The 26013-nt window shown below is 64.0% G+C and carries 27 protein-coding genes; 21 read left to right on the top strand and 6 right to left on the bottom strand.

Features of this window, described 5'->3' with window-relative positions:
• Positions 1-17: 17 nt before the first annotated feature.
• Positions 18-1133 (top strand): acyl-CoA dehydrogenase family protein, encoded by a 1116-nt coding sequence (locus KCN53_RS13030; protein WP_088712055.1) that lies wholly within the window; start codon positions 18-20, stop codon positions 1131-1133.
• Between the two features lie 76 nt (positions 1134-1209).
• The gene (locus tag KCN53_RS13035; protein ID WP_088712054.1) at positions 1210-2721 is read left to right on the top strand and encodes a M20/M25/M40 family metallo-hydrolase; all 1512 of its coding nucleotides are present in this window, start codon (positions 1210-1212) and stop codon (positions 2719-2721) included.
• A gap of 78 nt (positions 2722-2799) precedes the next feature.
• On the opposite strand, the gene KCN53_RS13040 is transcribed toward KCN53_RS13035, so the two are convergent.
• Positions 2800-4902, bottom strand: a complete 2103-nt coding sequence (locus tag KCN53_RS13040) for a M3 family metallopeptidase (RefSeq protein ID WP_224199674.1) — start codon at positions 4900-4902, stop codon at positions 2800-2802.
• Between the two features lie 263 nt (positions 4903-5165).
• On the opposite strand from KCN53_RS13040, the gene KCN53_RS13045 reads away from it, so the two are divergent.
• Genes KCN53_RS13045 through KCN53_RS13070 form a run of 7 tightly spaced genes read left to right on the top strand, consistent with a single transcriptional unit; the run spans position 5166 to position 9923 of the window.
• The gene (locus KCN53_RS13045; protein WP_088712052.1) at positions 5166-5882 is read left to right on the top strand and encodes a heme ABC transporter permease; all 717 of its coding nucleotides are present in this window, start codon (positions 5166-5168) and stop codon (positions 5880-5882) included.
• The gene (locus KCN53_RS16065; protein ID WP_263435063.1) at positions 5879-6004 is read left to right on the top strand and encodes a hypothetical protein; all 126 of its coding nucleotides are present in this window, start codon (positions 5879-5881) and stop codon (positions 6002-6004) included. The genes KCN53_RS13045 and KCN53_RS16065 overlap by 4 nt, the downstream gene beginning before the upstream one ends.
• On the top strand, positions 6001-6450 hold the full coding sequence (gene ccmE, locus KCN53_RS13050; protein ID WP_088712051.1) for a cytochrome c maturation protein CcmE: 450 nt from the start codon (positions 6001-6003) through the stop codon (positions 6448-6450). Before KCN53_RS16065 ends, ccmE begins: the two co-directional genes overlap by 4 nt.
• Before the next feature lie 6 nt (positions 6451-6456).
• The gene (locus tag KCN53_RS13055) at positions 6457-8376 is read left to right on the top strand and encodes a heme lyase CcmF/NrfE family subunit (RefSeq protein WP_088712050.1); all 1920 of its coding nucleotides are present in this window, start codon (positions 6457-6459) and stop codon (positions 8374-8376) included.
• Positions 8373-8903: a DsbE family thiol:disulfide interchange protein gene (locus KCN53_RS13060; RefSeq protein WP_088712049.1), complete on the top strand. Its 531-nt coding sequence runs from the start codon at positions 8373-8375 to the stop codon at positions 8901-8903. The genes KCN53_RS13055 and KCN53_RS13060 overlap by 4 nt, the downstream gene beginning before the upstream one ends.
• Entirely contained in the window at positions 8900-9271 is a 372-nt protein-coding gene (locus KCN53_RS13065; protein ID WP_088712048.1) for a cytochrome c-type biogenesis protein, read from the top strand. Before KCN53_RS13060 ends, KCN53_RS13065 begins: the two co-directional genes overlap by 4 nt.
• A 10-nt stretch (positions 9272-9281) precedes the next feature.
• Positions 9282-9923 (top strand): tetratricopeptide repeat protein, encoded by a 642-nt coding sequence (locus tag KCN53_RS13070; protein ID WP_088712047.1) that lies wholly within the window; start codon positions 9282-9284, stop codon positions 9921-9923.
• Here KCN53_RS13070 and KCN53_RS13075 read toward each other — a convergent pair.
• Positions 9920-10075: a DUF465 domain-containing protein gene (locus KCN53_RS13075; RefSeq protein ID WP_088712046.1), complete on the bottom strand. Its 156-nt coding sequence runs from the start codon at positions 10073-10075 to the stop codon at positions 9920-9922. The two genes, KCN53_RS13070 and KCN53_RS13075, sit on opposite strands and share 4 nt — an antisense overlap.
• Before the next feature lie 125 nt (positions 10076-10200).
• Between KCN53_RS13075 and KCN53_RS13080 the strand changes: the two genes are divergently transcribed.
• The 4 genes from KCN53_RS13080 (at position 10201) to KCN53_RS13095 (ending at position 13819) form a co-directional block, all read left to right on the top strand.
• Positions 10201-10398 (top strand): YdcH family protein, encoded by a 198-nt coding sequence (locus KCN53_RS13080; RefSeq protein WP_088712045.1) that lies wholly within the window; start codon positions 10201-10203, stop codon positions 10396-10398.
• Between the two features lie 104 nt (positions 10399-10502).
• On the top strand, positions 10503-12872 hold the full coding sequence (gene clpA, locus KCN53_RS13085) for an ATP-dependent Clp protease ATP-binding subunit ClpA (RefSeq protein WP_088712044.1): 2370 nt from the start codon (positions 10503-10505) through the stop codon (positions 12870-12872).
• Positions 12865-13326 carry a hypothetical protein gene (locus KCN53_RS13090; RefSeq protein WP_088712043.1) on the top strand — a complete coding sequence of 154 codons (462 nt, stop codon included), beginning with the start codon at positions 12865-12867 and terminating at the stop codon, positions 13324-13326. Before clpA ends, KCN53_RS13090 begins: the two co-directional genes overlap by 8 nt.
• Before the next feature lie 49 nt (positions 13327-13375).
• Positions 13376-13819, top strand: a complete 444-nt coding sequence (locus KCN53_RS13095) for a hypothetical protein (protein WP_088712042.1) — start codon at positions 13376-13378, stop codon at positions 13817-13819.
• 111 nt (positions 13820-13930) lie between these two features.
• Here KCN53_RS13095 and KCN53_RS13100 read toward each other — a convergent pair whose 3' ends face one another.
• The 3 genes from KCN53_RS13100 to KCN53_RS13110 form a co-directional block, all read right to left on the bottom strand.
• Complete coding sequence (locus KCN53_RS13100; protein ID WP_088712041.1) at positions 13931-14677, bottom strand: Bax inhibitor-1/YccA family protein; 747 nt, start codon at positions 14675-14677, stop codon at positions 13931-13933.
• Positions 14678-14789: 112 nt separating this feature from the next.
• Positions 14790-17288, bottom strand: a complete 2499-nt coding sequence (locus KCN53_RS13105; protein WP_088712040.1) for an ABC transporter permease — start codon at positions 17286-17288, stop codon at positions 14790-14792.
• Positions 17285-17989: an ABC transporter ATP-binding protein gene (locus tag KCN53_RS13110; RefSeq protein ID WP_088712039.1), complete on the bottom strand. Its 705-nt coding sequence runs from the start codon at positions 17987-17989 to the stop codon at positions 17285-17287. The genes KCN53_RS13105 and KCN53_RS13110 overlap by 4 nt, the downstream gene beginning before the upstream one ends.
• Here KCN53_RS13110 and KCN53_RS13115 point away from each other — a divergent pair.
• Entirely contained in the window at positions 17980-18669 is a 690-nt protein-coding gene (locus tag KCN53_RS13115; RefSeq protein WP_088712038.1) for an arylesterase, read from the top strand. The two genes, KCN53_RS13110 and KCN53_RS13115, sit on opposite strands and share 10 nt — an antisense overlap.
• Before the next feature lie 49 nt (positions 18670-18718).
• Complete coding sequence (thpR, locus tag KCN53_RS13120; RefSeq protein ID WP_088712037.1) at positions 18719-19324, top strand: RNA 2',3'-cyclic phosphodiesterase; 606 nt, start codon at positions 18719-18721, stop codon at positions 19322-19324.
• A 5-nt stretch (positions 19325-19329) separates the two neighbouring features.
• On the opposite strand, the gene KCN53_RS13125 is transcribed toward thpR, so the two are convergent.
• Positions 19330-19800, bottom strand: a complete 471-nt coding sequence (locus KCN53_RS13125) for a low molecular weight protein-tyrosine-phosphatase (RefSeq protein WP_088712036.1) — start codon at positions 19798-19800, stop codon at positions 19330-19332.
• A gap of 87 nt (positions 19801-19887) precedes the next feature.
• On the opposite strand from KCN53_RS13125, the gene KCN53_RS13130 reads away from it, so the two are divergent.
• The 6 genes from KCN53_RS13130 to KCN53_RS13155 all read left to right on the top strand — a co-directional run bounded on the left by KCN53_RS13130 (position 19888) and on the right by KCN53_RS13155 (position 25669).
• Positions 19888-21480 (top strand): spinster family MFS transporter, encoded by a 1593-nt coding sequence (locus tag KCN53_RS13130; RefSeq protein WP_088712035.1) that lies wholly within the window; start codon positions 19888-19890, stop codon positions 21478-21480.
• 90 nt (positions 21481-21570) lie between these two features.
• Complete coding sequence (locus KCN53_RS13135) at positions 21571-23187, top strand: GMC family oxidoreductase (protein WP_088712034.1); 1617 nt, start codon at positions 21571-21573, stop codon at positions 23185-23187.
• A gap of 3 nt (positions 23188-23190) precedes the next feature.
• The gene (locus tag KCN53_RS13140; protein WP_088712033.1) at positions 23191-24327 is read left to right on the top strand and encodes an epoxide hydrolase family protein; all 1137 of its coding nucleotides are present in this window, start codon (positions 23191-23193) and stop codon (positions 24325-24327) included.
• A 17-nt stretch (positions 24328-24344) separates the two neighbouring features.
• Positions 24345-24965, top strand: coding sequence for a lipoyl(octanoyl) transferase LipB (gene lipB / locus KCN53_RS13145; RefSeq protein WP_088712032.1), 621 nt, complete (start codon positions 24345-24347; stop codon positions 24963-24965).
• A gap of 57 nt (positions 24966-25022) precedes the next feature.
• Complete coding sequence (locus KCN53_RS13150; protein WP_088712031.1) at positions 25023-25343, top strand: hypothetical protein; 321 nt, start codon at positions 25023-25025, stop codon at positions 25341-25343.
• 23 nt (positions 25344-25366) lie between these two features.
• The gene (locus KCN53_RS13155) at positions 25367-25669 is read left to right on the top strand and encodes an SCP2 sterol-binding domain-containing protein (protein ID WP_088712030.1); all 303 of its coding nucleotides are present in this window, start codon (positions 25367-25369) and stop codon (positions 25667-25669) included.
• Positions 25670-26013: the final 344 nt, after the last annotated feature.

The raw sequence follows: 26013 nt of genomic DNA on the forward strand, positions 1-26013 counted from the left end.
GGAGGCGATACCCGCCCATGAACTTCGATTTCACCGAAACCCAGACGATGGTCCGCGACACGCTGCAGCGTTTCCTGGCCGATCGCTACGACTTCGAATCGCGCCAGAAGATCAGCCGCTCCGATGCGGGCTGGTCGCAGGATATCTGGAAGGCGTTTGCCGAAGAGCTCGGCATTCTCGGCGCCAGCTTCTCCGAGGAGCTCGGCGGCCTTGGCGGCGGGCAGATCGAAAATATGATCGTCATGGAAGAGGTCGGCCGCTCACTGGTCGTCGAACCTTATCTTTCGACCGTCGTGATCGGCGGCGGATTCGCCCGCGAATATGGCAAGGCCGATCTGATCGAGGAGATCATCGGCGGCGAAACGCGAATCGCCTTTGCCTGGGCCGAGCCGCAGGGGCGCTTCGATCTCAACTATCTCGAGACAAGTGCCCGGGAGAAGGATGGCGGCTTTGTCCTTTCGGGGCACAAGGCCGTGGTGCGCGATGCGCCCTCCGCCACTCATCTTGTCGTGACTGCCCGCACCTCGGGCGATGTCGCGGACGAGGACGGCGTTTCGCTCTTCCTCCTGCCGAAGGATACGAAAGGGGTCTCCACGCGAGACTATCCGCTGGTCGACGGCGGCGTTGCTTCCGAGGTTTATTTCGAAAATGCCGAAGTTCCGGCGAGCGCGCTACTCGGAGAGGCCGGGAAGGCTGCGGGAGCAGTCCGGAAGGTCGTCGACGAGGCGGTCGTGGGCCTCTGCGCCGAAGCCGTCGGCTGCATGGAGCAGATGAACAAGCTCACTCAGGACTATACGAAGGAACGCAAGCAGTTCGGCGTGCCCATTTCGAAGTTCCAAGTCCTGCAGCACCGTATGGTCGACATGTTCATGGAGGCCGAGCAGGCGCGCTCGATGACCTACATGGCCGTGAACCGCCTGCCCGACTCCGCGTCGGCGGCGCAGGCGAAGGTGAAGATCGGCAAGGGCCTGACCTATGTCGGCCAGAATGCGGTCCAGCTGCACGGCGGCATCGGCATCACCGACGAATATGCGGTCGGCCACTATTTCAAGCGCGCGACGATGATCGAAGGCCAGTTCGGTACGACCGATCATTATCTGCGTCGCTATGAGCGCCTCGCGCTGGAAGACTGACACACTATTTCCCTGATCGACTAGGCTAACTGGTCTGCTAAACATCCCCCTTTCACCGAGAGAGGGGGATGTTTTCATGTTGAGTTTCTTGCGTCACGGTGCTGCCTGCACCCTGGTATTGGCTGCGTCGCTGCCCGCCGTTCCGGCTCTCGCCCAGTCCGCCGAGGAAGAGGCAGCGCTGAGGTCGGCGGCAGAGTCCGGCCGGGATGCCTCCATCAAGCGCATTCAGGACTGGATCGCTTTGCCGTCCATCGCTGCCGAAGACCTGAACATGCAGGAGGGCGTCGAGTATATGGCGACGCTGGCGCGCGAGGCTGGGTTCGACGAGGTCGAGATCGTGCCCACTTCGGGTCATCCCGGCGTGTTTGCGACGATGGACAACGGCGCCGATCGGACCCTTGCGGTTTACTTCATGTACGATGTGAAGCAGTTCGATCCGGCCGAATGGTCTTCTCCGCCACTCGAAGGCGCCATCGTCGAGAAGGAAGGGTTCGGCCGCGCCATCATGGGCCGCGGCGCCGTGAACCAGAAGGGCCCCGAAGCGACGTTCCTTGCCGCGCTTCATGCCTTCAAGGAAGCCGGCATTACCCCGCCGGTAAACCTCGTCCTGATCGCGGAGGGCGAGGAAGAGATCGGCTCCCCGAACTTCGGCGACATGACGGCGGTTCCCCACATCCAGACGGCGCTGAAAGAGGCCGAGGGCATCTTCATCCCGGCAAGCTGGCAGGACCGCTCCGGCGCCGTCGACGTAAATCTCGGGTCGAAAGGCGTGGTCGAACTGGAACTCATTTCCGATGGGGCGAACTGGGGCCCGGGCCCGAAGACCGACATTCACTCCAGCCTGAAGGCCGCCGTCGAGTCGCCCGCCTGGCGACTGGTTCATGCCCTCGAGACGCTGGTCGAGGATGGGGGCAACACTCCGGCCATCGAAGGCTGGTACGAGAATGTCCGCCCGCTGACCGAACATGAGAAGGATCTGATCCGCGAGGGCGCGGCTCTTGTCGATCCGGAAGAACAGAAGGAAACGCTGGGAATTACGCGGTGGATCGACGACCTGCCATATGACGAGGCGATGATCCGGCTGGCCCAGGAACCGACCGTCAATATCGAAGGACTGGTTTCCGGCTATACCGGACCTGGCGGCAAGACGATCCTCCCGGGCCGCGCGGTTGCGAAGATCGATCTTCGCCTCGTGCCGAACCAGACCCGTGAAGAGGCGGAAAGGAAGATGCGCGCTCATCTCGATGCCAACGGGTTCGAGGATATCGAAATCGAGGTATCGGGTGGCTACGATCCGACGGAGACGGCCGAGGACAGCCTCATGATCCGTGCGGAAATGGCGACCTACGAGCGGCTTGGGATCCCCTATGCCCTCAACCCGCGCCTCGCCGGCTCCTGGCCCGGCGCGATGTTCACCGACCCGCCGCTGTCCCTTCCCGCCGGCCATTTCGGCATCGGGCATGGGTCCGGCGCCCACGCGCCCGACGAATATTATGTCGTGGAATCGACCAACCCCAACGTGGCGGGCCTTGTCGATGCGACCATGGGCTATGCCCACCTTCTCTACGCTGTCGCCGAAGCCGAATAGCTTCTGGCCTTCGCAAAAGAAAAAGGGGCGGTCCGGTATCTACCGGACCGCCCCTTTTCAATTCAGGTGATCAATCGCTTACCGGTCTTCCGGCTCTTCCCCGGTCGGAAAGCCGCGATTCTCAAGTAGCGCTTCGACTTCCGGATCGCGTCCGCGGAATTCCCGATAGGCTTCCGCCCGGGGAATGGCGTCACCGGTAGCCAAGATGATGTCGCGGAACTTGGTGGCCGTGACGGGATCCCACGGATCGCCCGCTTCCTCGAACGCCGCCCAGGCATCGGAGGCCATCACGTCCGACCAGAGATAGCTGTAATAGCCGGCCGAGTAGGCATCCGATGAGAACAGGTGGCTGAAGTGCGGCAGGCGGTGACGCAGCACGATCTCGTCGGGCATGCCCAGTTCCTCCAGCGCGCGGCGCTCATAAGCATCCGGGTCGAAATCTGCCGGGGGATTCGGGTTCATGTGCAACTGCATGTCGACGATCGCATCCGCCAGATATTCCACCGTGGCAAAGCCCTGGTTGAACGTCCTCGCGGCGTTCAGCTTGTCGATCAGTTCCTGCGGCATCGGCTCGCCGGTTTCGTAGTGGCGGGCATATTGATCGAGCACTTCCGGCGTCAGCACCCAGTTCTCGTGCACCTGGCTGGGAAATTCGACGAAGTCGCGCGGCGTGCCGCCGAGCGTCGGATAGCGCACATTGTCGCTCAGCCCGTGCAGCGCATGGCCGAACTCGTGGAACAGAGTTTCCGCATCGTCCAGGCTGATCAGGACGGGCTCGCCGTCGGCCCCCTTGGTGAAATTATTGTTGTTGGAAACGATGGGATAGGTCTTCTCGCCGCCCAGCTGATTCTGGTCGCGGTATGTCGACATCCAGGCGCCCGAACGCTTGTACTGGCGGGCGAAATCGTCGCGGTAGAGATAGCCGACATGGCCGCCATCGCTCGCCCGGGTCGCGTGGAAGACGCGAACGTCCGGATGAAAGGTCGGGAACTGACCGGTGACCTCTTCGAACTCATACCCGTAGAGGCGCTTCGCCATATAGTATGACGCGTCGATCATGTTGTTGAGTTCGAAGTAGTTTTTGAACTCGTTCTGGTCGAGCGCGTATTTGTCCTGCCGCACCTTCTCCGCGTAGTAGCGATAGTCCCAGGGCTCGATCGTGATATCCATGCCCTCGCGGTCCGCAAGCGCCTGCATATCGGCGACTTCTTCCTTTACCCGGTCGACCGCCGGCTCCCAGACACGCATCATCAGCTCCATCGCCTGTTCGGGCGTCTGGGCCATTGTATCGGCCATTCGGTAGTGCGCGTGACTTTCGAAGCCGAGGAGGTGCGCACGTTCCGCGCGCAGTTTCACGATTTCTGCGATCAGGTCGTTCGTGTCGTTCTCGTCGGCGTTGTCGCCGCGATTGACGAAGGCGCGCCATACCCGCTCGCGGGCCTCACGGTCATCAGAGAAGGTCAGGAACGGATCGACGGCCGAACGCGTGTTGGCGACGGCGTAGCCATTCATGCCGGCTTCGCTCGCGGCCGACTTGAACGCGGCCTGCAGGGCTTCCGGCAGACTTTCGACGGCAGCCGCATCGACCGGGATTACCTTGCCCTCGTCGGCAAGCACACGGTTCGAGAACTCCGTAAACAGGCCGGACAGGCGCGTGTTGATCTCTCCCACGCGCTGTTGGTCGGCGTCGTTCAGCGCCGCCCCGCGCCGCACGAACTGATCGTAGACCTTCTCGGTCAGGCGAATCTGGTCGGCATCCAGGCCGGAACTGTTGCGTGCATCGTAGACCGCCTTCACCCGCGCGAAGAGCGCATCGTTGAAATTGATCCGGTCGAAGACCTGCGACAGCTTCGGCGAGATCTCCCCCGCCAGTTCCTGATATTCAGGCAGGTTCCGGTTCGAGGTCATGGTGTAGAACAGCGTGGAGACCCGGCTCAAAGGCTCTCCGGCCTTCTCCATCGCAACGAGCGTATTTTCGAAAGTCGGAGCCTCCGAATTGGTCGCGATCCGATCAATTTCGACTTCCAGCCGCGCGATGCCTTCGTCGAAGGCGGCGGGAAATAGCGTGGGCTCAACCTCGTCCCACGGCGGCATACCGCCGTGAGGGCCGTCCCATTCGGCCAGCAGCACGTCGTGAGGTTCGGTGGTCTCATAGTCCGGAACGTCCGCAGTGGCGGTCATGTCTTCAGATCCTTCGGTCGCGGAAGACGTCATCGTCTGTGCACAGGCAGCAAGGGCCACAACGCCCGCGCCTAGAAAAAGAGCGGTTCTCAGCATGGTTTTGCAGGTCCAATCGGATTGTCATGTTTCTGAATGAACGGGACTGATGCAGCCGCCGTTCCGAAAGGCAAGGGCCTATCGACGGATAGCGAAGAACCCTGTTCCCTTTCGGTCCCTTTGCCGCTGTTCCCAAACCGCGCACAAATGCTATCTAGCCCCCAATCATGCACCGCTTCGCCAACCCCGCACGATTCCTCAGACTTGCGCGGCCGGCATCCGCAGTCTGCTTCTGGGGTGGCCTGCTGATCGCCGCCATCGGTCTTTACTGGGGAGTTTTTGCCGCGCCGGCCGACTATCTGCAGGGCGAAAGCGTGCGGATGCTCTACATCCATGTGCCGACTGCCTGGCTGTCCATGTCGGGTTATGCGGGTCTTGCGATCGCCGGCTTCTCGGCCCTGGTCTGGCGCCATCCGCTCGCGGATGTAGCCTTGCTTGCGCTGGCGCCTGTGGGGGCTGTCTTCAGCGCGGTGTGCCTGATCACGGGATCGATCTGGGGACGGCCGACCTGGGGAACATGGTGGGTCTGGGATGGCCGCCTGACATCCATGCTGGTTCTCTTCTTTCTCTATCTCGGCGTGATTGCACTTGCCCGCAGCTATGACGAGCCGGGCCGGGGCGCGAAAATGGCCTCGATCCTCGCCCTACTCGGTCTGGTCAATCTGCCGATCATCAAGTTCTCCGTCGAATGGTGGAACACTCTTCACCAACCGGCCTCCATCACGCTTTCGGGGTCCAGCATCGATGGCTCAATGCTCTGGCCGCTGCTGACGAGCGCTCTTGGCATCGGCCTTCTGATGGCAAGTGCCGTGCTGATGCGCATGCGCGCCCTCATCGCGGAACGAAAGGTCAGCGCACGGCTGGCAAGGCTGGCCGCAGCATGAACCAGACCGCATTCGTGATCGCGGCCTATGTCGCCGCAGCCATCGGCATCGGCGGCGTGTTGGCCTGGGCCTATCTGACCATGCGCAGGGCCGAGCGGCGGGCCGAGGAGCTTCGGCGATGAAACCCAAGTCCCAGCGCCTGTTCCTGATCGGTGCGGCCGTGGCGGCGCTCATCATCTCCGCCCTTCTCGCCATGCCTGCGCTGCGCGAGGGCGCAGCCTATTTCTACGCGCCCGCGGACCTTGCCGCTGCGGACGTCGAACCGGGGCAGCCGCTCAGGCTGGGCGGCCTCGTCGAAGAAGGGTCGGTCATGCGCTTGCCCGACGGCGTGACCACGACCTTCCGCGTCACGGACCGGCTGGAAAGCGTGCCCGTACGCTATTCCGGCATCGTCCCGGACCTGTTTCGTGAAGGTCAGGGCGTCATCGCCGATGGGCGGCTTCAGGCCGACGGTACCTTCGCCGCCGAAACACTGCTGGCCAAGCATGACGAAAACTACATGCCGCCCGAGGTTGCGGAAGCCGTCGCGAGGGCCGAGGCGGAAGCCAAGGCACGGCCTGCGAACTGACGGCTGATGATCCCCGAACTCGGCCACTTCGCGCTTTGGCTCGCCGCTGCCCTCGCGCTCGTTCAGCTTATCGGCGGCGAAGTCGAGCTGCGGCGCAAAGACGACGATGCCGCGCTTCGCCTTCTGGTCCCTGCCGCCATCGGCCAGGCTCTGCTGTGCACCGGGGCATTCGGCGCGCTGATCTGGGCCTTCACCGTATCAGACTTCTCCGTGCTGCTCGTGGCCAGTCACAGCCACACGGAAAAGCCGCTTCTTTATAAGCTGACCGGCGCCTGGGCGAACCATGAGGGTTCGATGCTCCTGTGGGTCACCGTCCTCGCCCTCTTCGGTCTGGCCGCGGCTGCGCGCGCGACGGGTCCCGGCGGCCGCTTCCGGGTACGTCTGATCCAGACCATGGGCGCGATCGCCCTCGGTTTCTACGCGTACCTCCTGGTCAGCTCGAACCCGTTCCTGCGGCTCGACCCGGCCCCCGTCGAGGGGCGAGGCCTCAACCCGCTGCTGCAGGACCCCGGCCTCGCCTTCCATCCGCCGCTTCTCTATCTCGGCTATGTCGGCATGTCGGCGACCTTCGCCTTTGCGGTGGCAGCGCTCCTGGAGCGGCAGGTCACGCCCGCCTGGGGCCGCGCGGTGCGGCCGTGGGTCCTTGCCGCCTGGAGCTTCCTGACCGCTGGCATCATGCTCGGTAGCTTCTGGGCCTATTATGAACTGGGCTGGGGCGGCTGGTGGTTCTGGGACCCGGTCGAAAATGCATCGCTCATGCCGTGGCTCGCCGCCACCGCGCTATTTCATTCCGTCGGAGTCCTCGCTGCCCGCGGCGCGCTCAAGAACTGGACGATCCTCCTCGCCGTCCTGGCGTTCAGCCTGTCGATGGTCGGCACTTTCATCGTCCGCTCGGGGCTTTTGACGTCGGTGCATGCCTTCGCCGTCGACCCGGAGCGCGGCCTGTTCCTCCTTATCCTCCTCGGCATCTATGTCGGCGGCGCGCTCATTCTCTATGCGCTGCGCGCCTCCACCGTGAACGAAGGCGCGCGCTTCCGCTTCGTCAGCCGGGAGGGCGCGCTGGTCGTCAACAACCTGATCCTCAGCGCGATTCTCGGTGTCGTCTTCATCGGCACGCTTTATCCCGTCGCTTTGGAAGCGATCAGCGGAGAGCGTGTTTCGGTGGGCCCACCCTATTATGAGACTGCGCTCCTGCCGCTGATCTTCGTTCTGCTGGTGCTGATGGCCGCGGGGCCGTTCCTGAAATGGCGCCTTGCCGACCTGCGAGCGGTCGGCGCCCGCCTGCTTCCCGCCTTCGTGACAGCCGCTGTGCTGGCACTCGTCGCTGTTCTGTTCGGCCTTCGCGGCGTGCTCGCGGCCCTGGGCGTCGCGGTGGCGGGCTGGCTGGGCGCCGCCAGCCTCCTCATCGTGCTGGGACCCAGGGCGCGCCGCCTGTCGCTGTCGGCAACCGGCACGGCGCTTGCCCACTTCGGCGTCGCGGTCACTGCGCTCGGTATCGCCGCCAGCGCGGCGGGCTCGATCGAAAGAACCTATCCTCTTGCACCCGGCGAGACCGCCCGCATTGCGGACTTCGAAATTCGCCTCGACGCCGTCGAGCCTTGGGCGGGCCCCAACTATACCAGCGTCCGCGGTCTCGTATCCGCTGCCTATGACGGGAACAGCGAACTGCTCGCGCCGGAGCGCCGCGCGTTCGTGAACCCGATGCAGGTCACCACGGAAACCGATATTCTGGTGCGGCCGTCCGGCAATCTCTATGCGGTACTTGGCGACGGAGACGGCGAAGGGCGCTGGCAGGTCAGGCTTCACTGGCAGCCGCTCGTCGCCCTGATCTGGATCGGCGGCCTCATCGCAGCGGGCGGCGGGGTCGTCGCCGCTTTTGCCGGCGGCAAGCGGCGTGCACGCGAACGAAGGGAAGCAGCGGCATGATTCGCAGACTGGCTGTCATCCTGCCGCTTGCGGCATTCCTTCTGTTCGTCGTTATCGCGATCCGCGGATTGGACAGCGATCCGTCGCGCCCGATTGAATCGGGCATGGTCGGGCAGCCGGTTCCCGACTTCGAGCTAGAGGGTCTGAATGACGCAAATCCCGGCCTCGCCGCCAGCGACCTGCGCCAGGGTACCGTTACCCTCGTGAACCTGTTCGGAAGCTGGTGCCTGCCCTGCCGGGTGGAGGCTCCGCAACTCGAGCGTCTCGCCGCTTCTGGCGCCGTGGTTCATGCCGTCGCTATTCGCGACGAGACGCAGGATGTCGAGGAATTCCTCGCCGAATATGGCGATCCGTTCTCGCGCATCGGCATGGACCCGCGCGGACGCATGCAGATCGAATTCGGCGCGACGGGCGTTCCGGAGACGTATCTGATCGATGGGGACGGCGTTATCCGCGCACAGTGGATCGGGGAAATCCGTCCCGAAAATGTCGAGGAGATTCTGGCCCGTATGGAGGCGCTGCAGTGACCCGGATCGCCGCTCTCCTCCTTCTCGGCCTTGCCGCCTTCGCCGAAGCCCCCCTGCCCGATGCCGCCCAGGAGGCCGAGGCGCAGGACCTCATGCGCGAATTGCGCTGCCTCGTCTGCCAGGGCCAGTCCATCGCCGAATCGAACGCGGAGATGGCCGTCGACATGCGCGCCCTCGTGCGCGAGCGGATTGCCGAGGGGCAGGAGCCGCAGGAAATTCGCAACTATCTCATCCGCCGCTACGGCGACTGGGTGACCTTCTCGCCGCCCGCTCGGGGCACGCACCTCATCCTATGGGCCGCGCCGCTCGTCTTTCTGCTGGTCGGCGGGGCGCTTACCTACCGCCTTTTCCGGAAGCGCCGGGTATGATGGGTGCCTCATGATCTGGGCGGGCTTTGCCATCATCGCGGTTGCCATTGCCGCTCTTCTCCTCGCGCGGCGATCGGCGTGGCCGTGGACGCTTGTGACCCTTGCCGTCGCCGCCCTCGCCTACGGCTTCAGTGGGAAGCCGCTTCTCGGCAGCGCGCCGGCGGACACCGGGCTCGAAGGCCAGGAGCAGACCGGTGCGGAAGTGGTACAGCTTCGGGCACAGCTGCTCGAAGCGCCGACCGACACGCGGTTGTGGGGCGAGTTTTCCTCCGCACTCGTGCGAGCGGGACGCAGCGAAGAAGCGGTTGAAGGCCTAAACTTCGCCAGCCGCACCTTGGGACCCAACGCCGATCTGCAGGTGCAGCTCGGCACGACTCTCATCGCGCATGCGGGCGGACTGATCACGCCGGCCGCGCAGTTGGCGCTCGGCCGCGCTTCGGAGATCGATCCGACCCATCCCGCGCCGCTTTACTTTCTTGGCCTCGCCCATCTGCAATCCGGCGAGCCTGCGAACGCTATCGAGGCCTGGAGCGACCTCGCGGCCCGGACGCCGCCCGGCGCGCCATGGGAAGCTGACCTCCAGCGCAAGCTGCGGGCAGCCCGGATCATGCAGGAAGCCGGTGTCGGAAGCGGCTCGGCCCCGCCCGATTAGGCGGCGTTCAGCGCGTCCTTCAGCTTCAGTTTCTCGCGCTTCAATTTGTGGATCAAGGCGTCATCCGGGTGGGGCCGCAGCTCTTCCGCCGCGATCTCGCTTTCCAGCCGGGCGTGCTTCTTGTTAAGCGCTTCGGTGTAGGCCTGTCCCATGATGTCGAACCTCCTGATTGGGGCGTTTTGGGGCACCGATCAGAACAAATCTTGCGAGTCGTGTCAGCACTCCGACTCGAATTTTTCGTTGAGTAGATTCCGCAGGGTGGGGAGCAGAGGCGACGATGGACGAAGGAGAGGCGCGGATTCGCCTTCAGGGACTTCTGATCGAACATGCGGACCTCGATGCCGCTATCGGTGCGCTTTCCGCTCAGTCCGCCGCCGACCAGCTACAGATCGCCCGTCTGAAACGTAAAAAGCTGCGCATGAAGGACGAGATCGAGCGCCTTCGCGATATAATCAATCCCGACCTTATCGCGTGAATCGCCGCAGTTCGTCGCTGCGGGCTTGATCTTCCCGGCCACCATGCAAATCTTGTTCTGACGCGGGGCCGGTATGCGGCCGGTTCCTGGCCAAGGGAGCCCTAATGCCGGCATTCTCACGAGAACTCGAAAACACCCTTCACAACGCACTCGCGGAGGCGTCGCGGCGCAGCCACGAATATGCCACGCTCGAGCATCTCTTGTTCGCGCTGCTCGGCGACAGCCATGCCGCGGCGGTAATCCGCGCCTGTGGCGTCGATTCCGATCAGCTTGGCGGACAGCTTACCGACTATCTCGATACCGAGCTTGAGCCGCTGCGTACGGCGGATGCGGTCGATCCGAATCCGACGGCAGGGTTTCAGCGGGTAGTGCAGCGCGCCATCCTTCACGTTCAATCGTCCGGACGAGACGAGGTGACAGGCGCCAATGTCCTCGTTGCCCTCTTTTCCGAACAGGAAAGCCACGCGGTCTACTTCCTGCAGCAGCAGGACATGACACGTCTCGATGCGGTGTCCTATCTCAGTCACGGGATCGCGAAGTCCGGTCCCAGCGAAGCGCGTACGGCGCGCGGCGCGGAAAGCGAGGATGATCAGGAAGCGGCTGCGAAGAAGGGGAAGAAGCCAGGCGAATCCCCGCTCGAGCAGTTCACGGTAGACCTCAACGCAAAGGCCGCCGCCGGGAAGATCGATCCGCTGATCGGTCGGCAGAAGGAAGTCGACCGCACCATTCAGATTCTGTGCCGCAGGTCGAAGAACAATCCGCTCTACGTGGGCGATCCCGGCGTCGGAAAAACCGCCATCGCCGAGGGGCTTGCCCGCCGGATTACCGAGGAAGATGTTCCCGATGTCCTGAAAGACGCAGTCATCTATGCGCTCGACATGGGGTCGCTGCTGGCGGGCACCCGCTACCGGGGTGACTTTGAGGAGCGGCTGAAGGGCGTGGTTTCCGAGCTTGAGAAGCTTCCCGATGCGATCCTGTTCATCGACGAGATCCATACGGTGATCGGTGCCGGCGCGACCTCCGGCGGGGCCATGGACGCCTCCAACCTCCTGAAACCGGCGCTGTCCTCGGGCGCGATCCGCTGCATCGGGTCGACGACCTACAAGGAATTCCGCAACCATTTCGAAAAGGACCGCGCGCTTTTGCGCCGGTTCCAGAAGATCGATGTGGCCGAGCCGACGCTCGAGGACGCCATCAAGATCATGCAGGGCCTGAAGCCCTATTTCGAAAAGCACCACGACGTTCGCTACACCAACGACGCAGTGAAGGCAGCCGTGGAACTGTCCGCACGGTACATCAACGACCGGAAGCTGCCGGACAAGGCGATCGACGTAATGGACGAGGTGGGCGCAAGCCAGAACCTCCTTGCGAAGTCGAAGCGCAAGAAGACGATGGGCGTGAAGGAGGTGGAATCGGTCATTTCGACGATGGCCCGCATTCCGCCGAAGTCGGTGTCCTCCGACGACAAGATGGCGCTTGCCACGCTAGAGCAGGATCTGAAGCGCGTCGTGTTCGGCCAGGACCCGGCGATCGAAACGCTGTCTTCGGCGATCAAACTGTCGCGTGCAGGCCTTCGGGAGCCGAACAAGCCGATCGGCAATTATCTGTTCTCCGGCCCGACGGGCGTCGGCAAGACGGAGGTGGCGCGGCAGCTCGCCTCTGTTCTCGGCATCCCGCTCCACCGGTTCGACATGTCCGAATATATGGAGCGCCATTCCGTCAGCCGTCTGATCGGCGCGCCTCCGGGCTATGTCGGCTATGATCAGGGCGGACAGCTGACCGATGCTGTCGACCAGAGCCCGCATTGCGTCCTTCTGCTCGACGAGATCGAAAAGGCGCATCCGGACCTGTTCAACATCCTTCTGCAGGTCATGGATGCCGGCAAGCTGACCGACCATCACGGAAAGACGGTCGACTTCCGTAATGTCATCCTCATCATGACCACCAATGCGGGCGCCGCCGAAATGGCGAAGGAGGCAATCGGATTCGGTGCCGTGTCGAAGGCAGGCGAGGATGAAGAGGCCATCAAGCGGATGTTCTCACCCGAATTCCGCAACCGCCTCGATGCCGTGGTGCCGTTCGGTTACCTCCCCCCCGAGGTTGTCGCCATGGTTGCGGAGAAGTTCGTTCTCGAGCTCGAACTGCAGCTCGCCGACCGCAATGTTCACATCAGCCTGGACGAAGACGCGAAAGCCTGGCTTGCCGAACGCGGCTATGACCGGCTCTACGGAGCGCGGCCGATGGCGCGGCTCATTCAGGGTCAGATCAAGCAGCCGCTGGCAGAAGAGCTTCTCTTCGGCCGCCTGATGCATGGCGGCGAGGTAGTCGTGAGAATGAAGGACGGGAAGCCATCCTTCGAGATCACAGCCGCGCCTCCCAAGGGCAAGCCCGCCAAGAAGCCGAAGAAGCCCGCGAAGAGCGCCGAGCCGGTGTCGAACGACCGCGACGAGGGCGGAGACAAGGTCGATGCGTGACGACGGGTCCCGCGCCCGCCCTTTGCGTTCGCCACGCGACGGTAGGGTCAGATGGGACCGGACGGCTGCCATCCTTGGCGCTTTTGCGCTGCTCGCCTGGACGCAGACCGGTCTGACCGGGCACGCCCCGGAGCCCGCCCTCACTGCTGACGATCTCGACGGCCTTCACCTCCACGCGGGGCGGGACGGCTTTTACGTCCATTCGGGCGAGGACGGGGAGGCTGTGCCGGTCGGCGGTGCGAAGGCCCAAAGTCCGCATCAGTCTCTGTCTCCCCAAGAATTCGCCTCGATCGACGAGATCGCCGAGGAGATGCGGGAGATTTCCGATATCCAGGAGAGCGGCTTCGGCGATAGCGAGGCGCTTGAGGCGCGCATGGAAGCCCTCGGCGTCGAAATTGCGAAACGTGCTGTTCGTTCGGTCGGCGAAAGCTTAAGAGCCGCTCTCGAGGACTAGGGGATCCGCCGTCCGTGCGGGCCGAGACTGAGAGAGGATACGGATCGCTGTGCCGGAGCCAGCCAGGAACGGAAATGTAAAATGGGGCCGCGTCGGCGCGGTCGTTGGCGGCGTCCTGATCGCCAGCCTCGCCTGGAACGCCTTCGACGACGACGAAGGGTTCAATATCAGCATCGGCGATGACGATGAGGTGGTCGCCCGCGAAATCACCGATTCCGATATCGAAGAGGTCGAGCAGATCGTTGAGCGCATCGTGGGCAGCGATCGGGCCGAGGCGGTGGCCGACCGCATGCGAGAAGAACGCTCGGTTCAGACCAGGCTCGAAGCCGACGGTCTCACCGATGCAGAACGAGAAGAGTTCGACGAAGCCTTTGAGGAGGCCATGGAGGCCCTTGAGGAAGCGCGTGAGGAAATCCGCAGCGAACTCGAAAGCGATGGCAGCCAGCTGAGCGAGGAAGACCGCGAACGCCTGCTGCAGCAACTGGAGCTTTAGCCCGCCGCGCCGCCCTTCGCCCGCTTACGGGGCCTAAGTCGACTGGACATCAAAAAAGGCCCGGCGGGACATTCCCGCCGGGCCTTTCGCATTTTCAACCTGACGCGCAGCCTATTCGCGATTGCCGAACAGCTGCAGCAGGAACATGAACATGTTGATGAAGTCGAGGTAGAGCGACAGGGCGCCCATCACGACCGCCTTGCCGGCAAAGTCCGTTCCGGCCACCTGGAAGTACATGTTCTTGATCTTCTGCGTGTCATAGGCGGTCAGGCCGGCGAAGATCAGCACGCCCACGATCGAAATGACGAACTGCATCGCGCCCGACTGCAGGAAGATGTTGATCACGCTGGCGACGATCAGGCCGATCAGGCCCATGATCAGGAACGTGCCCATGCCGGACAGATCCTTCTTCGTCGTGTACCCCCACAGGCTGAGGCCGGCAAAGGCCGCGGCGGTGGCGAAGAAGACCTGTGCGATCGACGCGCCCGTAAAGCCGATGAAGATCGTCGACATGCTGAGGCCCATGATGGTCGCAAAGCCCCAGAAAGTGGCCTGCACCGCGCCGGTCGACATGCGGTTGATGCCGAAGCTCAGCGCCAGCACGAAGGCCAGCGGCGAGAACATGACGATCCAGCCGAGAAGCGACGGACCGGTCGGCGTAAAGAAGCTGTACACCAGGCCGGACGAATAGGTCAGGAGGGCAACGACGCCCGTCAGAAGCACGCCAGACGCCATGTAGTTATAGACGCTGAGCATATATTTGCGCAGGCCCGCATCGAAGCGCGTACCCGCCTTCGGCACGGCCCCCGCCCGCGTCTGAGCGCGCGGCGCGAAGCGCGGATCGGTGCGATTATCCATGTTCAATCTCTCTCCCAATCTGGCCGGGAAAATCTTGGCCGGCCGATAACTTCCGTAATTTGGGTGCAGAGCCCTCGGAATTCAAGCGAAACCGGACGCCAGGCAGGCGCGGCTAAAGCGCCCGCAAGGCTTGGGCTGGACGGGCACGAAGAGCGGACCAGTTGCCGACCAGACTGAGGAGGGAAATCGCCGATGCGCCCGCTAGGACGACAGCAACCACGGGACCCCAGTCAGGCAGCCATTCCAGATCGAAAACCTGCGTGATCACGAACCAGCCCCCGGCCGCCCCCAGCGCGAGGGCGAGACCTGCCACGACAGCACTCAGGATGGCGAACTCGATCAGGAAGGCGAGAAGGATCTGCGGGCGGGTTGCGCCAAGCACCTTCAGCATGACCGCATCGTAGGTCCGCGCGCGCCGGGCCGCGGCGATCGCGCCGACCAGAACGGCGATGCCCGCCAGGATGGCAACGGCGGAGGCCGCACGAATCGCGGCGGACAACTGGCCGAGCACCGTTTCGGCACTGTCGAGCACGTCGGAAACGCGGATGATCGAACTGCTGGGGAAGCTGTCGCCGACACGGCGGGTCAGCAACCGGTCGCCCTCGTCGGGCACACGTATCGTAGCCATCAGACTATAGGGCGCCTCTTCGATCTCGCCCGGCGAATAGACCAGGCCGAAGTTGAACCCCATCGTCGCCCAGTCGATTTCTCTCAGATTCGCGATTTCCGCCGTCAGGGGAAAGCCGAAGATATTGACCGTCAGCGTATCGCCGACTTCCAGGCCAAGCGTCCGCGCAACTTCTGCGTCCATCGACAGCAGCTGTGGCCCGTCATAGTCCGCGGGCCACCATTCGCCCGAAACAATACGGTTCCCCTCCGGAATCTCGGATGCGAAGGTCAGGCCCCGGTCACCGCGCAGGATCCAGGCGCCTTCGGGAATCTCTTCCATCTCTGATACGAGCTTTCCATCGACGGCCGTAATGGCGCCGCGCAGGCTGGGAACGGTCCGAATGTCGGTCCCCGCCCCGCCGGCCTCGGACACCATGTCGCGGAATTCCGTCTCACCTTCGGCCGGAATGTCGAGCAGGAAATGCGTCGGCGCCTCTTCGGGGATCGTGCGCTCGATCTGACCCGACAGGTTCGTTTCGATGACGCCGAGGACAGCAAACAGGGTCAGCCCCAGCCCAAGGGAGACCGTCAGTTGCCGGGTCATTCCTCCGGGACGGGTGAGATTGGCGATGGCCAGTCGGAAAAGCGGATGCCGGGGCCGCGGCAGCGCCCGTGCGGCCGCGACAATCAAGCCGGCGATCAGACCGAGAAGGAGGAGAGTTGCCATGGCGGCGGCCAGGAAGCCGGCCGCGAACAGCGGCTGCCGCGCCTGCACGACCGCGAGCACAGCCACCAGAAGGCCTGCCGCGAACATCAGGCCGAGTACGGAGGCCGGCGGCCTCCCGGCCGTCTCGACGCCCGCACGGAACAGGCGAGCCGCAGGAATGTCGCGGGCCTGAAGAAGCGGCCAGACCGCAAACGCGAAGGCAGTCAGAAAGCCATAGAGAATGGCCGTTAGCAAAGGCAGCGGATAAATCCCGCCCGCAGGCGGCACTGGCAGAACCTCCCCGGCCACCAAACTCACGGCGGACGGCACCAGCGCGCCGACGACCGCGCCGGCAAGCACGGCCCCGAAGGTCACGAGGCCGATCTGGATCATGTAGGTCCTGAAGATCAGTTTCGACCCGGCGCCGATGCTCTTTAGGGAGGCGATCGACCGGGTCTTGCTGCGCAGGTACGAACTGACACCGCTTCCCACGCCGACGCCCGCCACGATCAACGCCGTCAGTCCGACCAGCGTGAGAAACTGACCGACATTGAGGATGAACCGCCGGGCCCCGGGGGCAGCGTTGTCGCGTGTGTCGACGTCCAGACCGCCGTCGGGAAACCGCTCGAGCAGATCCTCTTCGACCTCTTCCAGGTCGAGGTCGCCGGCCGCACGGATGCGATACTGGACCTCGTAAAGGCTGCCGGCCCGCTCCAGGCCGGTCCGGGCGAAGTCGCCGAGCCCGATCATCACCGTCGGTCCGATCACGAACCCCTCGGCAACCTTGTCGGGCTCGTTTTCTATGATGCCGGTCAGCGGCAGCCGGGCCTCGCCGACGCGCAGACGGTCGCCGATGCGTACGCCAAGCCGCTCTGCCGCGCCCGTTCCGAGAAGCAGCCCGTCCTCCAGCGCGTTCTGAAGGTCGCCTCCCCCCCGCAGGCGGAACTGACCGTAGAGGGGATAGGCCGTATCGACCGCTTTCAGCTCGGCAATGATCGTTTCGGAATTATCTGCGGTCGCCACATTGGCCCGCATCAGGACGAGTTCGCTCACATCTCCAAGCGCCTCGAACGCAGCCCGCTCCTCGGGTGAGGCGCGTCGCTGCGACATCTCCACCGCGACGTCGCCGCCCAAAATGTCCTGCCCCTGCGCGGCAAGCGCGGTCAGGATCGAAGCGCTCAGGCTGCCGACCCCGGCAATGGCGCCCACGCCGAGGAACAGACAGGCGATGAGGAGGCGCAGTCCGCCAAGGCCGCCGCGCAGGTCGCGAAGGGCGAGCCGCCAGGGCAGGGTCACGCCGCCACGGCCTTCCTGTCGGCTTCGATCCGCCCGCTACGCATCTCTATGACGCGGTCGCAGCGCGCAGCGACTTCCGGGTCATGCGTCACGAGAAAAAGGGTCGCGCCCTGGGCAGAGCGCCGCTCGAACAGCAGACCGATGATGTCCTGTCCCGTCGCGAAGTCCAGATTGCCGGTTGGCTCGTCGGCAAACAGAATGGCGGGACGCGGGGCGGTTGCGCGCGCGATTGCGACCCTCTGCTGTTCGCCGCCCGACAATTGCGATGGATAGTGAGTGAGCCGATGCTCCAGCCCGACCGCGGTCAGCTCTGCCTCGGCCTGCTCGAAGGCGTCCGCCGCCCCCGCCAGTTCCAGCGGGACGGCAACATTTTCTAGGGCGGTCATGGTAGGCAGCAGGTGGAAAGCCTGCAGCACGATGCCGATGCGTCCTCTGCGCGCTTCGGCCAACTGGTCTTCGGACATCCGGCCGAAGTCGGTGCCCGAAATGAGGATGCGCCCGGCGGTGGCCCGCTCAAGGCCGCTGAGTACGGCAAGCAGCGAGGACTTGCCCGACCCGGACGGGCCGAGAACGGCAACCGTGTCGCCGCGCGGCACTTTCACATCCACATCTTTCAGGATCTCAACGGGTCCGGACGCACCGGGCAGGGTCAGGATGACGCCTTCCGCATCGATCACTAGATGTTCTTCAGATGAAGTCATTGTCGAGGTCTGCCGTGTTGCTACCCAAACCCCTTGCCTACCGAGCGCTGGCTCTTCTTGTCTATGCGGCGATCTGGGCTGTCAGCAGCGCAGTTTCGTTGCCGGCAAGCGCACAGCAGCGAACGATCCTCGCCTTCGGGGACAGTCTGACGGCTGGCTACCAGCTAAGGCAGTCCGACGGTTTCGCTCCGCAACTCGAAACGGCGCTCAGGGCTGAGGGTATTCCCGCGAACGTCATCAATGCGGGTGTGTCGGGCGATACCAGCGCGCGCGGCCTCGAACGTCTGGACTGGACCTTGAACCGTCTGGACCGAAAGCCCGATCTCGTCATTCTCGAGCTTGGCGCGAACGACATGCTCCGCTCTCTCTCGCCGCGCGAAACCCTGCGGAACCTAAACGCTATCCTGGAAGAGCTCGCCGCCAGGGATATCGAGGTCCTGCTTGCCGGAATGCTGGCACCATCGCAGGTAGGAGAGGACGAAGCGCGTTATTTCAACGCCGTCTATCCCTTTCTGGCAAAGCGCCATGATGTCCCCCTCTACCCGTTTTTCATGCGCGAAGCGGCGTTCCGGCCGCACCTTCTTCTGGAGGATGGCCTGCACCCCAATGCGGAGGGCGTGCGACGAATTGTATCCGGCATCCTCCCTGCGGTCAGGCGCGCTCTCGACGAAGCCCCTTGATCCGGGACAAGCACACCCGTAGCGCTTTGAATCTGCTTAGGGAGCCGCCATGCATCGTCTCTTCGTCGGCATCGATCCGCCCTTCGAGGTAAAGGACGCCGTCATGGAGATCATGGGCGGCATCATCGGCGCGCGCTGGCAGTCCGAGGAGCAGCTCCACATCACGCTCCGTTTTCTCGGCGAACGCTCTCCGCGGGAAGCGAACGACATCGCCGAATGCCTTTCGTTCGTCGAGGCCCGGCCGGTGGCGATGGGTTTTGAGGATATCGGCCAGTTCGACCGCAAGGGGCGGACCGAGAGTCTCTGGCTGGGAGTACGCCCCGCCGACGACATCCGCTATCTGCACAAGAAGGTCAGCCGCGCGCTGGAGGGACTGAAGATTCGTCCGGACACGCGGTCCTATCTGCCGCACATGACCCTCGCGCGCTTTTCCCGAGGGGCGGGTACGCTGGACCATTTCATGTCGCGCCATGGCGGCTTTCGCATTCCGCCCTTCATGGTGACCGACTTCTGCCTGTTCGAAAGTCAGCTGACCGCCGACGGCGCCGTTTACTCGATCGTCGAACGCTACGAGTTCGCTCAGGGCTCTCTGTTCGAGTTCGACGATCCACCCGGTTTCAGGCCGCCCCGAAACGCCGAGGAATGGGTGGCCTGATCTGTCTAATGCGCCTGCCGCAGACGGGCGAGCAGGCCCTCAACGCCGCTCTCGATCTGCGCATAGGCTTTCTGGAACGCGTCGTCGCTCATGCCATAGGGATCCAGGACGTTCTTTTCCGGCAGAGCGGAATAGCTCAGCAGCCTGGCGACCTCCGCCGTACCGCCGTCCTGAAGCCGAACGGACGCCAGGTCGCGCTCGTTCATCTCGTCCATGGCGACGATATGCGTGAAACGCGTGAAATCCTCCGGCGAGACCCGCCGTGCGCGAATATCCGAAATGTCGAACCCGGCGACCCGCGCAACATCCTGCGACTGCTGTTGGGGCGGCTCGCCGACATGCCAGTCGCCCGTGCCCGCGCTGTCCGCCGCAACCGTCAGCCCCGCCTCCGAGGCGCGCTTGCGAAACAGGCCTTCGGCCAGAGGTGAACGACAGATATTGCCGAGACATACGAAGAGGACACGCGGATTTTCCATGGCAGCGGCGCTTTCCTTACGAAAACTCGGCTGCTAGCGCTTCTGCGGATTCGCCGCAAAACCGGCTCCTTGGGGAAGGAATAGAGTATGAGTGACGAGACCGCAGCGGTCGTACCGGAAGACCGCGCGAAAGATGTCGGCAGCCCTTACGCGTGGTACGTTCTGGGCGTTCTCGTCCTCGTCTACATGCTTAATTTCATCGACAGGCAGATCCTGTCGATCCTCGCAGAAGATATTAAGGCCGACCTCGGTATCGATGATGGCCAGATGGGGTTTCTGTACGGCACCGCTTTTGCCGTATTTTATGCGCTGTTCGGCATCCCGCTCGGCAGGCTTGCCGACATGTGGGTCCGCAAGTCGCTGATGGCCATAGGCCTGTTCGTCTGGTCGACGATGACGGCCCTTTCGGGACTGTCGCAGAACTTTGCTCAGATCGCCGGCGCGCGCATCGGTGTCGGGGTGGGGGAGGCTGCTGCCTCTCCCTGCGCCTTCTCGATGCTATCCGACTATTTCCCTAAGGAAAGCCGCGCCACGGCGCTCGCCATCTATTCCGGGGGCCTGTACCTCGGCGGCGGCATCTCGCTGTTCATCGGCGGTGCCGTTGCTGGCAATTGGAACGCCGCCTACCCCGGCGGGCTCGATATCCTCATGTTCAATATCGTCGGTTGGCAGGCCGCATTTCTGGCGGTGGGCATTCCCGGTATTCTCGTGGCGATCTGGGTCGCCACGCTGCGTGAGCCGCTGCGCGGCATGTCCGAGGGAATCGTTGAACCTCCCACCGACGACAAATGGCGCAAGTTCTTCGACGAACTCTCCAGTGTCATTCCGCCCCTCACCCTGTTCGACGCGGCGCGCGGGGGAACGAAGTCGCTCATAGTCAATGTCGTCGGCGCGCTCGTCATTGCAGCCGCGGTGTGGGGGATCATTGCCGCGACCGGCGCGACGCTTCAGTTTCTCGCACTCGGCTTGGGTGCCTATGCCGTCTTCTCCTGGTCGCAGTCAGTCAAGCGACGCGATCCGGCGACCTATGCGCTCATCTGGGGCACGCCGAGCTTTCTACTCATGCTGGTCGGCTTCGGCACCATCGCCTTCAACACCTATGCCGTCAGCTTCTGGGCGGCGCCCTACGTCCTGCGCACGTTCGAGGGCGCGGACCCGGCCGCGGTCGGCCTCATCCTCGGCGGTCCGGCCGCAGCGGGCGGCTTCCTCGGCGTCGTCCTCGGCGGGCGTATCTCCGACTTCCTCAAGCGCCGAAATCCGGCCGGTCGCATCCTTGTCGGCATCGGTGCCATATCGGCGATGGTGCCATTCGTCCTGATCATGTTCACCACCGACAGCCTGCTCCTCTTCTACATCCTGAACTTCCCGGCACAGGTCGTGGCATCGACATGGGTGGGGGTCGCCGCGGCTACCAGTCAGGACCTCGTCCTTCCCCGCATGCGCGGCGCGGCGACGGCGACCTATTTCATCGGCACTACGCTGATCGGGCTTGGTCTGGGTCCGTGGTTTGCGGGCGAGGTCTCGGCCAAGACCGGCGATCTCACGACCGGCATTCTCAGCCTGCTGGTCATGGTGCCGGTCACGCTCATCTGCCTCTTCCTCCTCTACAAGCGGCTGCCGCTAGCCGAGGCGACGAGAGAGGAGCGCGCGGCCGCAGCCATCGCAAACGCTGCCGGATAGGAACCCCCGCGCCGCCGCAAACTGACAGTTTTCCCGTCCGTAGCGGGCCAGTATCGAGGGTGTAACAGACCTCAAGGGAGGGTCCCGTTCATGACCGAATATGATTACGTCGTCGTAGGTGCCGGCTCGGCAGGCTGCGTTCTTGCCAATCGCTTGTCCGCCGATCCCTCGGTGCGCGTGCTGCTGCTGGAGGCGGGCGGAAAGGACAACAGCATGTTCGTCCATTTCCCGGCCGGCATCGCAAAGCTCGTCAGTCCCGAGAAGATCGCGAAGGAAAACTGGGGCTATTGGACGGAGCCGCAGAAACATCTCAATGGTCGCCGCCTCTACTGGCCCCGCGGCCGCGTCCTCGGCGGATCCTCTTCGATCAACGGCATGGTCTATATCCGCGGCCACTCGTCGGACTACGACCGCTGGGCACAGATGGGCTGCACCGGCTGGAGCTGGGACGATGTCCTTCCCTACTTCCAGAAGTCCGAGGATTCCGAACGCGGTGCCACCGACTGGCACGGTTCGGGCGGGCCGCTTCACACGGCGAAGCGCTGCATGGACAACCCGCTGATCGATGCCTTTCTCGCTGCGGGGGAGGAAGCCGGGCATGACCTGACGGACGATTTCAACGGGCCCAATTTCGAGGGCGTCGGCCGCTACGATTCGACGACCAACAACGGCCAGCGCTGGTCGACGGCGAAGGCCTATCTCGAGCCGGTGAAGGACCGGGACAATCTCGACATCATGACCGGCGTCCAGGCCGAACGGGTGCTGTTCCGGGGAAAGACCGCGCACGCCGTCGGCATCCGGCGCGACGGTAAGAGCGACATCGTCAGCGGGCGGGAAATCATCCTGTGCGGCGGCGCGATCAATTCGCCGCAGACGCTGATGCTTTCGGGGGTAGGTCCGGCCGAGCATCTGAAGGCTAATGGCCTTGACGTGATTCACGACAAGCCCGCGGTCGGCGCCAACCTGCAGGACCATCTCGACCTTCTCGTGCAGTGGACGGTCGACCAGCCGGTCAGCCTCAACAAGAATGCAAAGCTCGTGAACCAGGTGAAGGCGCTGACCTCCTGGCTCGCATCGCGGTCGGGGACGGGAAGCTACATTCCGACGCCGGCCGGGGCATTTCTTTCGACGCGCGAAGGTCTCGCCGCGCCTGATATCCAGCTTCACCTCCTGCCCGGCCTCGGCAACCCCCACGGCCGCGGAAAGATGGGCGACGTGCACGGCTTCACCCTGCACGTCTGCCAGTTGCGTCCGGAAAGCCGCGGGACGATCCGCCTGTCGTCGAACGACCCCGGCGCCTTCCCGCGGATCGATCCGAACTACTTGTCCGCGAAGGAGGATCTCGACGTCCTTCTGGAAGGGCTGAAGATCACCCGGGAAATCGGCCGCCAGCCTGCCTTCAGGGAATATGGCGCCACCGAAATCTGGCCGGGCGACGATGCACAGGACCGCGCGACCCTGGTCGAGCGGATCCGGGAGTGGGCCGAAACCATCTACCATCCTGTCGGCACCTGCCGCATGGGCGCCGACGACGATGCCGTGCTCGATACCGACCTGCGGGTGCGGGGAGTGAGCGGCCTTCGTGTCGTCGATGCTTCGGTGATGCCGACGCTTGTCTCCGGCAACACCAATGCGCCCACCATCATGATCGCCGAGAAGGCGGCGGACTCGATCCTGCTCGACCGCAAACTCGCCCTGGCGGCCTGACTCATGGGCGGCGCCGCGCAGCCTTTCACGATCCCGGAACAGGCGGAGGAGGCCGCCTGGATCCGCCGCCGGGTCGAAGACTTCCGCTTCTTCGAAGAACCGGATGAAGCAGGCTGGCGCTACGGCGCCAATCGGGCCTATCTGGAGCGGCTGCGGGATCATTGGCTGACCGGCTATGACTGGCCCGCTGCCGTCGCCGATCTCAACCGCCTGCCGCATATCCGCGTGCCCGTCGACGACGATCTTACGCTACATGCCGTGCATCTGCGCAGCAGCCGCACCGATGCGCGCCCGCTCCTCATCTCGCATGGCTGGCCCGGCTCGATCTACGAGTTCAACGCGATCTTCGAGCGGCTTGCCGAGCCGGAGGACCCGGCGCAGCCTGCTTTCCACGTCGTCGCCCCCTCGCTGCCGGGCTATGCCTGGTCCGACAAGCCCGCCGCCCCGCTTGGACCGCGCAAGGTCGCCGCTCTTTTCGACCGGCTCATGCCCGCGCTCGGATATGAGCGCTATGTCTACCAGGGCGGTGACTGGGGCAGCGTCATAGGCGGGTGGGTCGGCCTCGATTCCGCCCGCGTCGAGGCACTCCACCTGAACGGCTACGGCCTGCGCGCGCACGACATGACGCCGAGGTCGGACGCGGAAACGAAGTGGATGGCGTGGGCTCAGGACGTACGCACTCAGGAAACGGCCTACCTGCAGCTTCAGGGCACGAAACCGCAAAGCCTTGCCTATGCGATGATGGACTCGCCCATGGGCGTCGCCGCCTGGCTGTCGGAGAAGTTCCACGGCTGGTCGGACCGGCGGGGCGCGGCGGACGAACCGCCCTATCCGCTCGACGACATGCTGACGAACATCATGATCTACCTGACGACGCGCAGCTTCCACACGTCGACCTGGCTCTATCGCGGCATGTTCGAGGAGGGCGGCTTTTCCATTCCGGAGGGTCGCCGCGTCGAGGTCCCGACGGGGATCGCGGCGTTCCCTGAGGACCTGCTCGCATTCCCGCCGCGCACGATGGTCGAGCGCGGTTACAATGTCGTCCACTGGACCGATATGGCCGAGGGCGGGCACTTCGCCTCGCTCGAGCGGCCCGAGCTGTTTCTTTCCGACCTCAGGGACTTTGTCGCCGGCCTCTGATCGCCTAGATCGTCAACATGATCGAATGGGACGTGCGGCCGGGCCTGACGCCATATCCCGCCGCGCTTGCGGACATGGAGGCCCGCGCTGCGGCCATTACCGCAGGTGAGGCAGGCGAACGCCTGCTCTTCCTGGAACATCCGCCGCTGTACACGGCGGGGACCAGCGCGCGGGCACAGGACCTCCTCGCGCCGGACCGGTTCCCCGTCTTTTCAGCCGGACGGGGCGGCGAATATACCTATCACGGCCCTGGTCAGCGGATCGTCTATCCCTCCCTCGACCTGCGCGAACGAGGCCGCGACGTTCGCCGCTATGTGCAGACCCTCGAACAGTGGATCATCGATGCGCTCGGCCGCGTCGGCATAGTCGGCGAGCTTCGCGATGGCCGCGTTGGCGTCTGGGTCGACCGGAACGGCACCGATGCGAAGGTGGCGGCCATCGGGGTCCGGATCCGGCGCTGGGTGACGCTGCACGGATTGTCCGTGAACGTGTCTCCGCAGCTCGACCATTTCTCGGGTATCGTGCCATGCGGGCTGACCTACCCGGTCACCAGCCTTGCGGAACTGGGAGTTGCCGTCACCATGGCAGAGTTCGACGAACATCTGCGGGCTACCTGCCCGTGGGATACTCTCTATTGAGGGCGCTTTGCAATCCAGCTAGGCCGTGACGGTGGCTGTTCGAACGATAGGGAAATTATGACGCTTCGCGCGCTTTCGGCTTCTGCAATCCTCTTTGCCGGTTTGGCTCTTGGCGCCTGTGGCGGCGGCGATGACGAGGCGAACGACCCTGCCGGCAGCGGTGTAAACCGCGAGCTGGCGGAAGAAGGCATCGACTTCGACGCCTCCACGATGGACGCAATGTCGATCGACGTCGTCGCGGGCGGCGTACCCCCCAGCGACGATCCGGCGACGGCCGACGCCAATATCGATATGCTTGGCCGCGGTACGAGCGAACAGACCGCCTCGACCGAAGCGGCTGCAGGCGGTGCCGACCCGGCATCGGATGCGGACCAATAACCTTAGGGAAGGAGAATTACCCAATGGCGACCCTCGAAGAGATTACCGAACAGATGCGCAGCCGCGTGGGTGCGGATGCAGGTCTGAACAAGAGCGTGAAGTTCGACTTCACCGACGACGGCGTCGTCCGCATCGACGACACCCAGACGCCGGCGGTCGTGGACAATGAGGCTGCTGCCACCGACTGCACGGTGAAAGTCTCGAAGGAAGACTTCGAGAAGATCGCCAGCGGCGACATGAACGCGCAGATGGCATTCATGCAGGGCAAGCTGAAAGTCGAAGGCGACATGTCCGTTGCGATGCAGCTCGGCAAGGTACTCGGCTAACCGCATCCACTGCAAAGACTGCGAAAGGGCGCGGGAGCTTAGGGCTTCCGCGCCCTTTTTTATGTGCGTCCGTCGTCCCGATGTCGGCGGCTGACGAGGCTGCATATGGTTGCCGTCGCCGGACGACCACAGGCTTGCAAGGTGAGCCGGGCTAGCGACAGAACGCCCCCGCGCCTCTTTGTCGGCCCCACTGTTTGGCCGCTCCTGGGAAGCCGAACGCTTTCGCGTCGCAAGCATCGCGAGCAAAGAAAAAGGCCGCCTCCCTTTTTGGGAAGCGGCCTTCTTCGATTTTGGTCCCGTTATGCGGGGATCAGGAGCCGGCGCCGCCGACATTGATCTCCACA

Origin of the sequence: Pacificimonas aurantium (assembly GCF_020092905.1) — a bacterium.
Classification (GTDB): Bacteria; Pseudomonadota; Alphaproteobacteria; order Sphingomonadales; family Sphingomonadaceae; genus Pacificimonas; species Pacificimonas aurantium.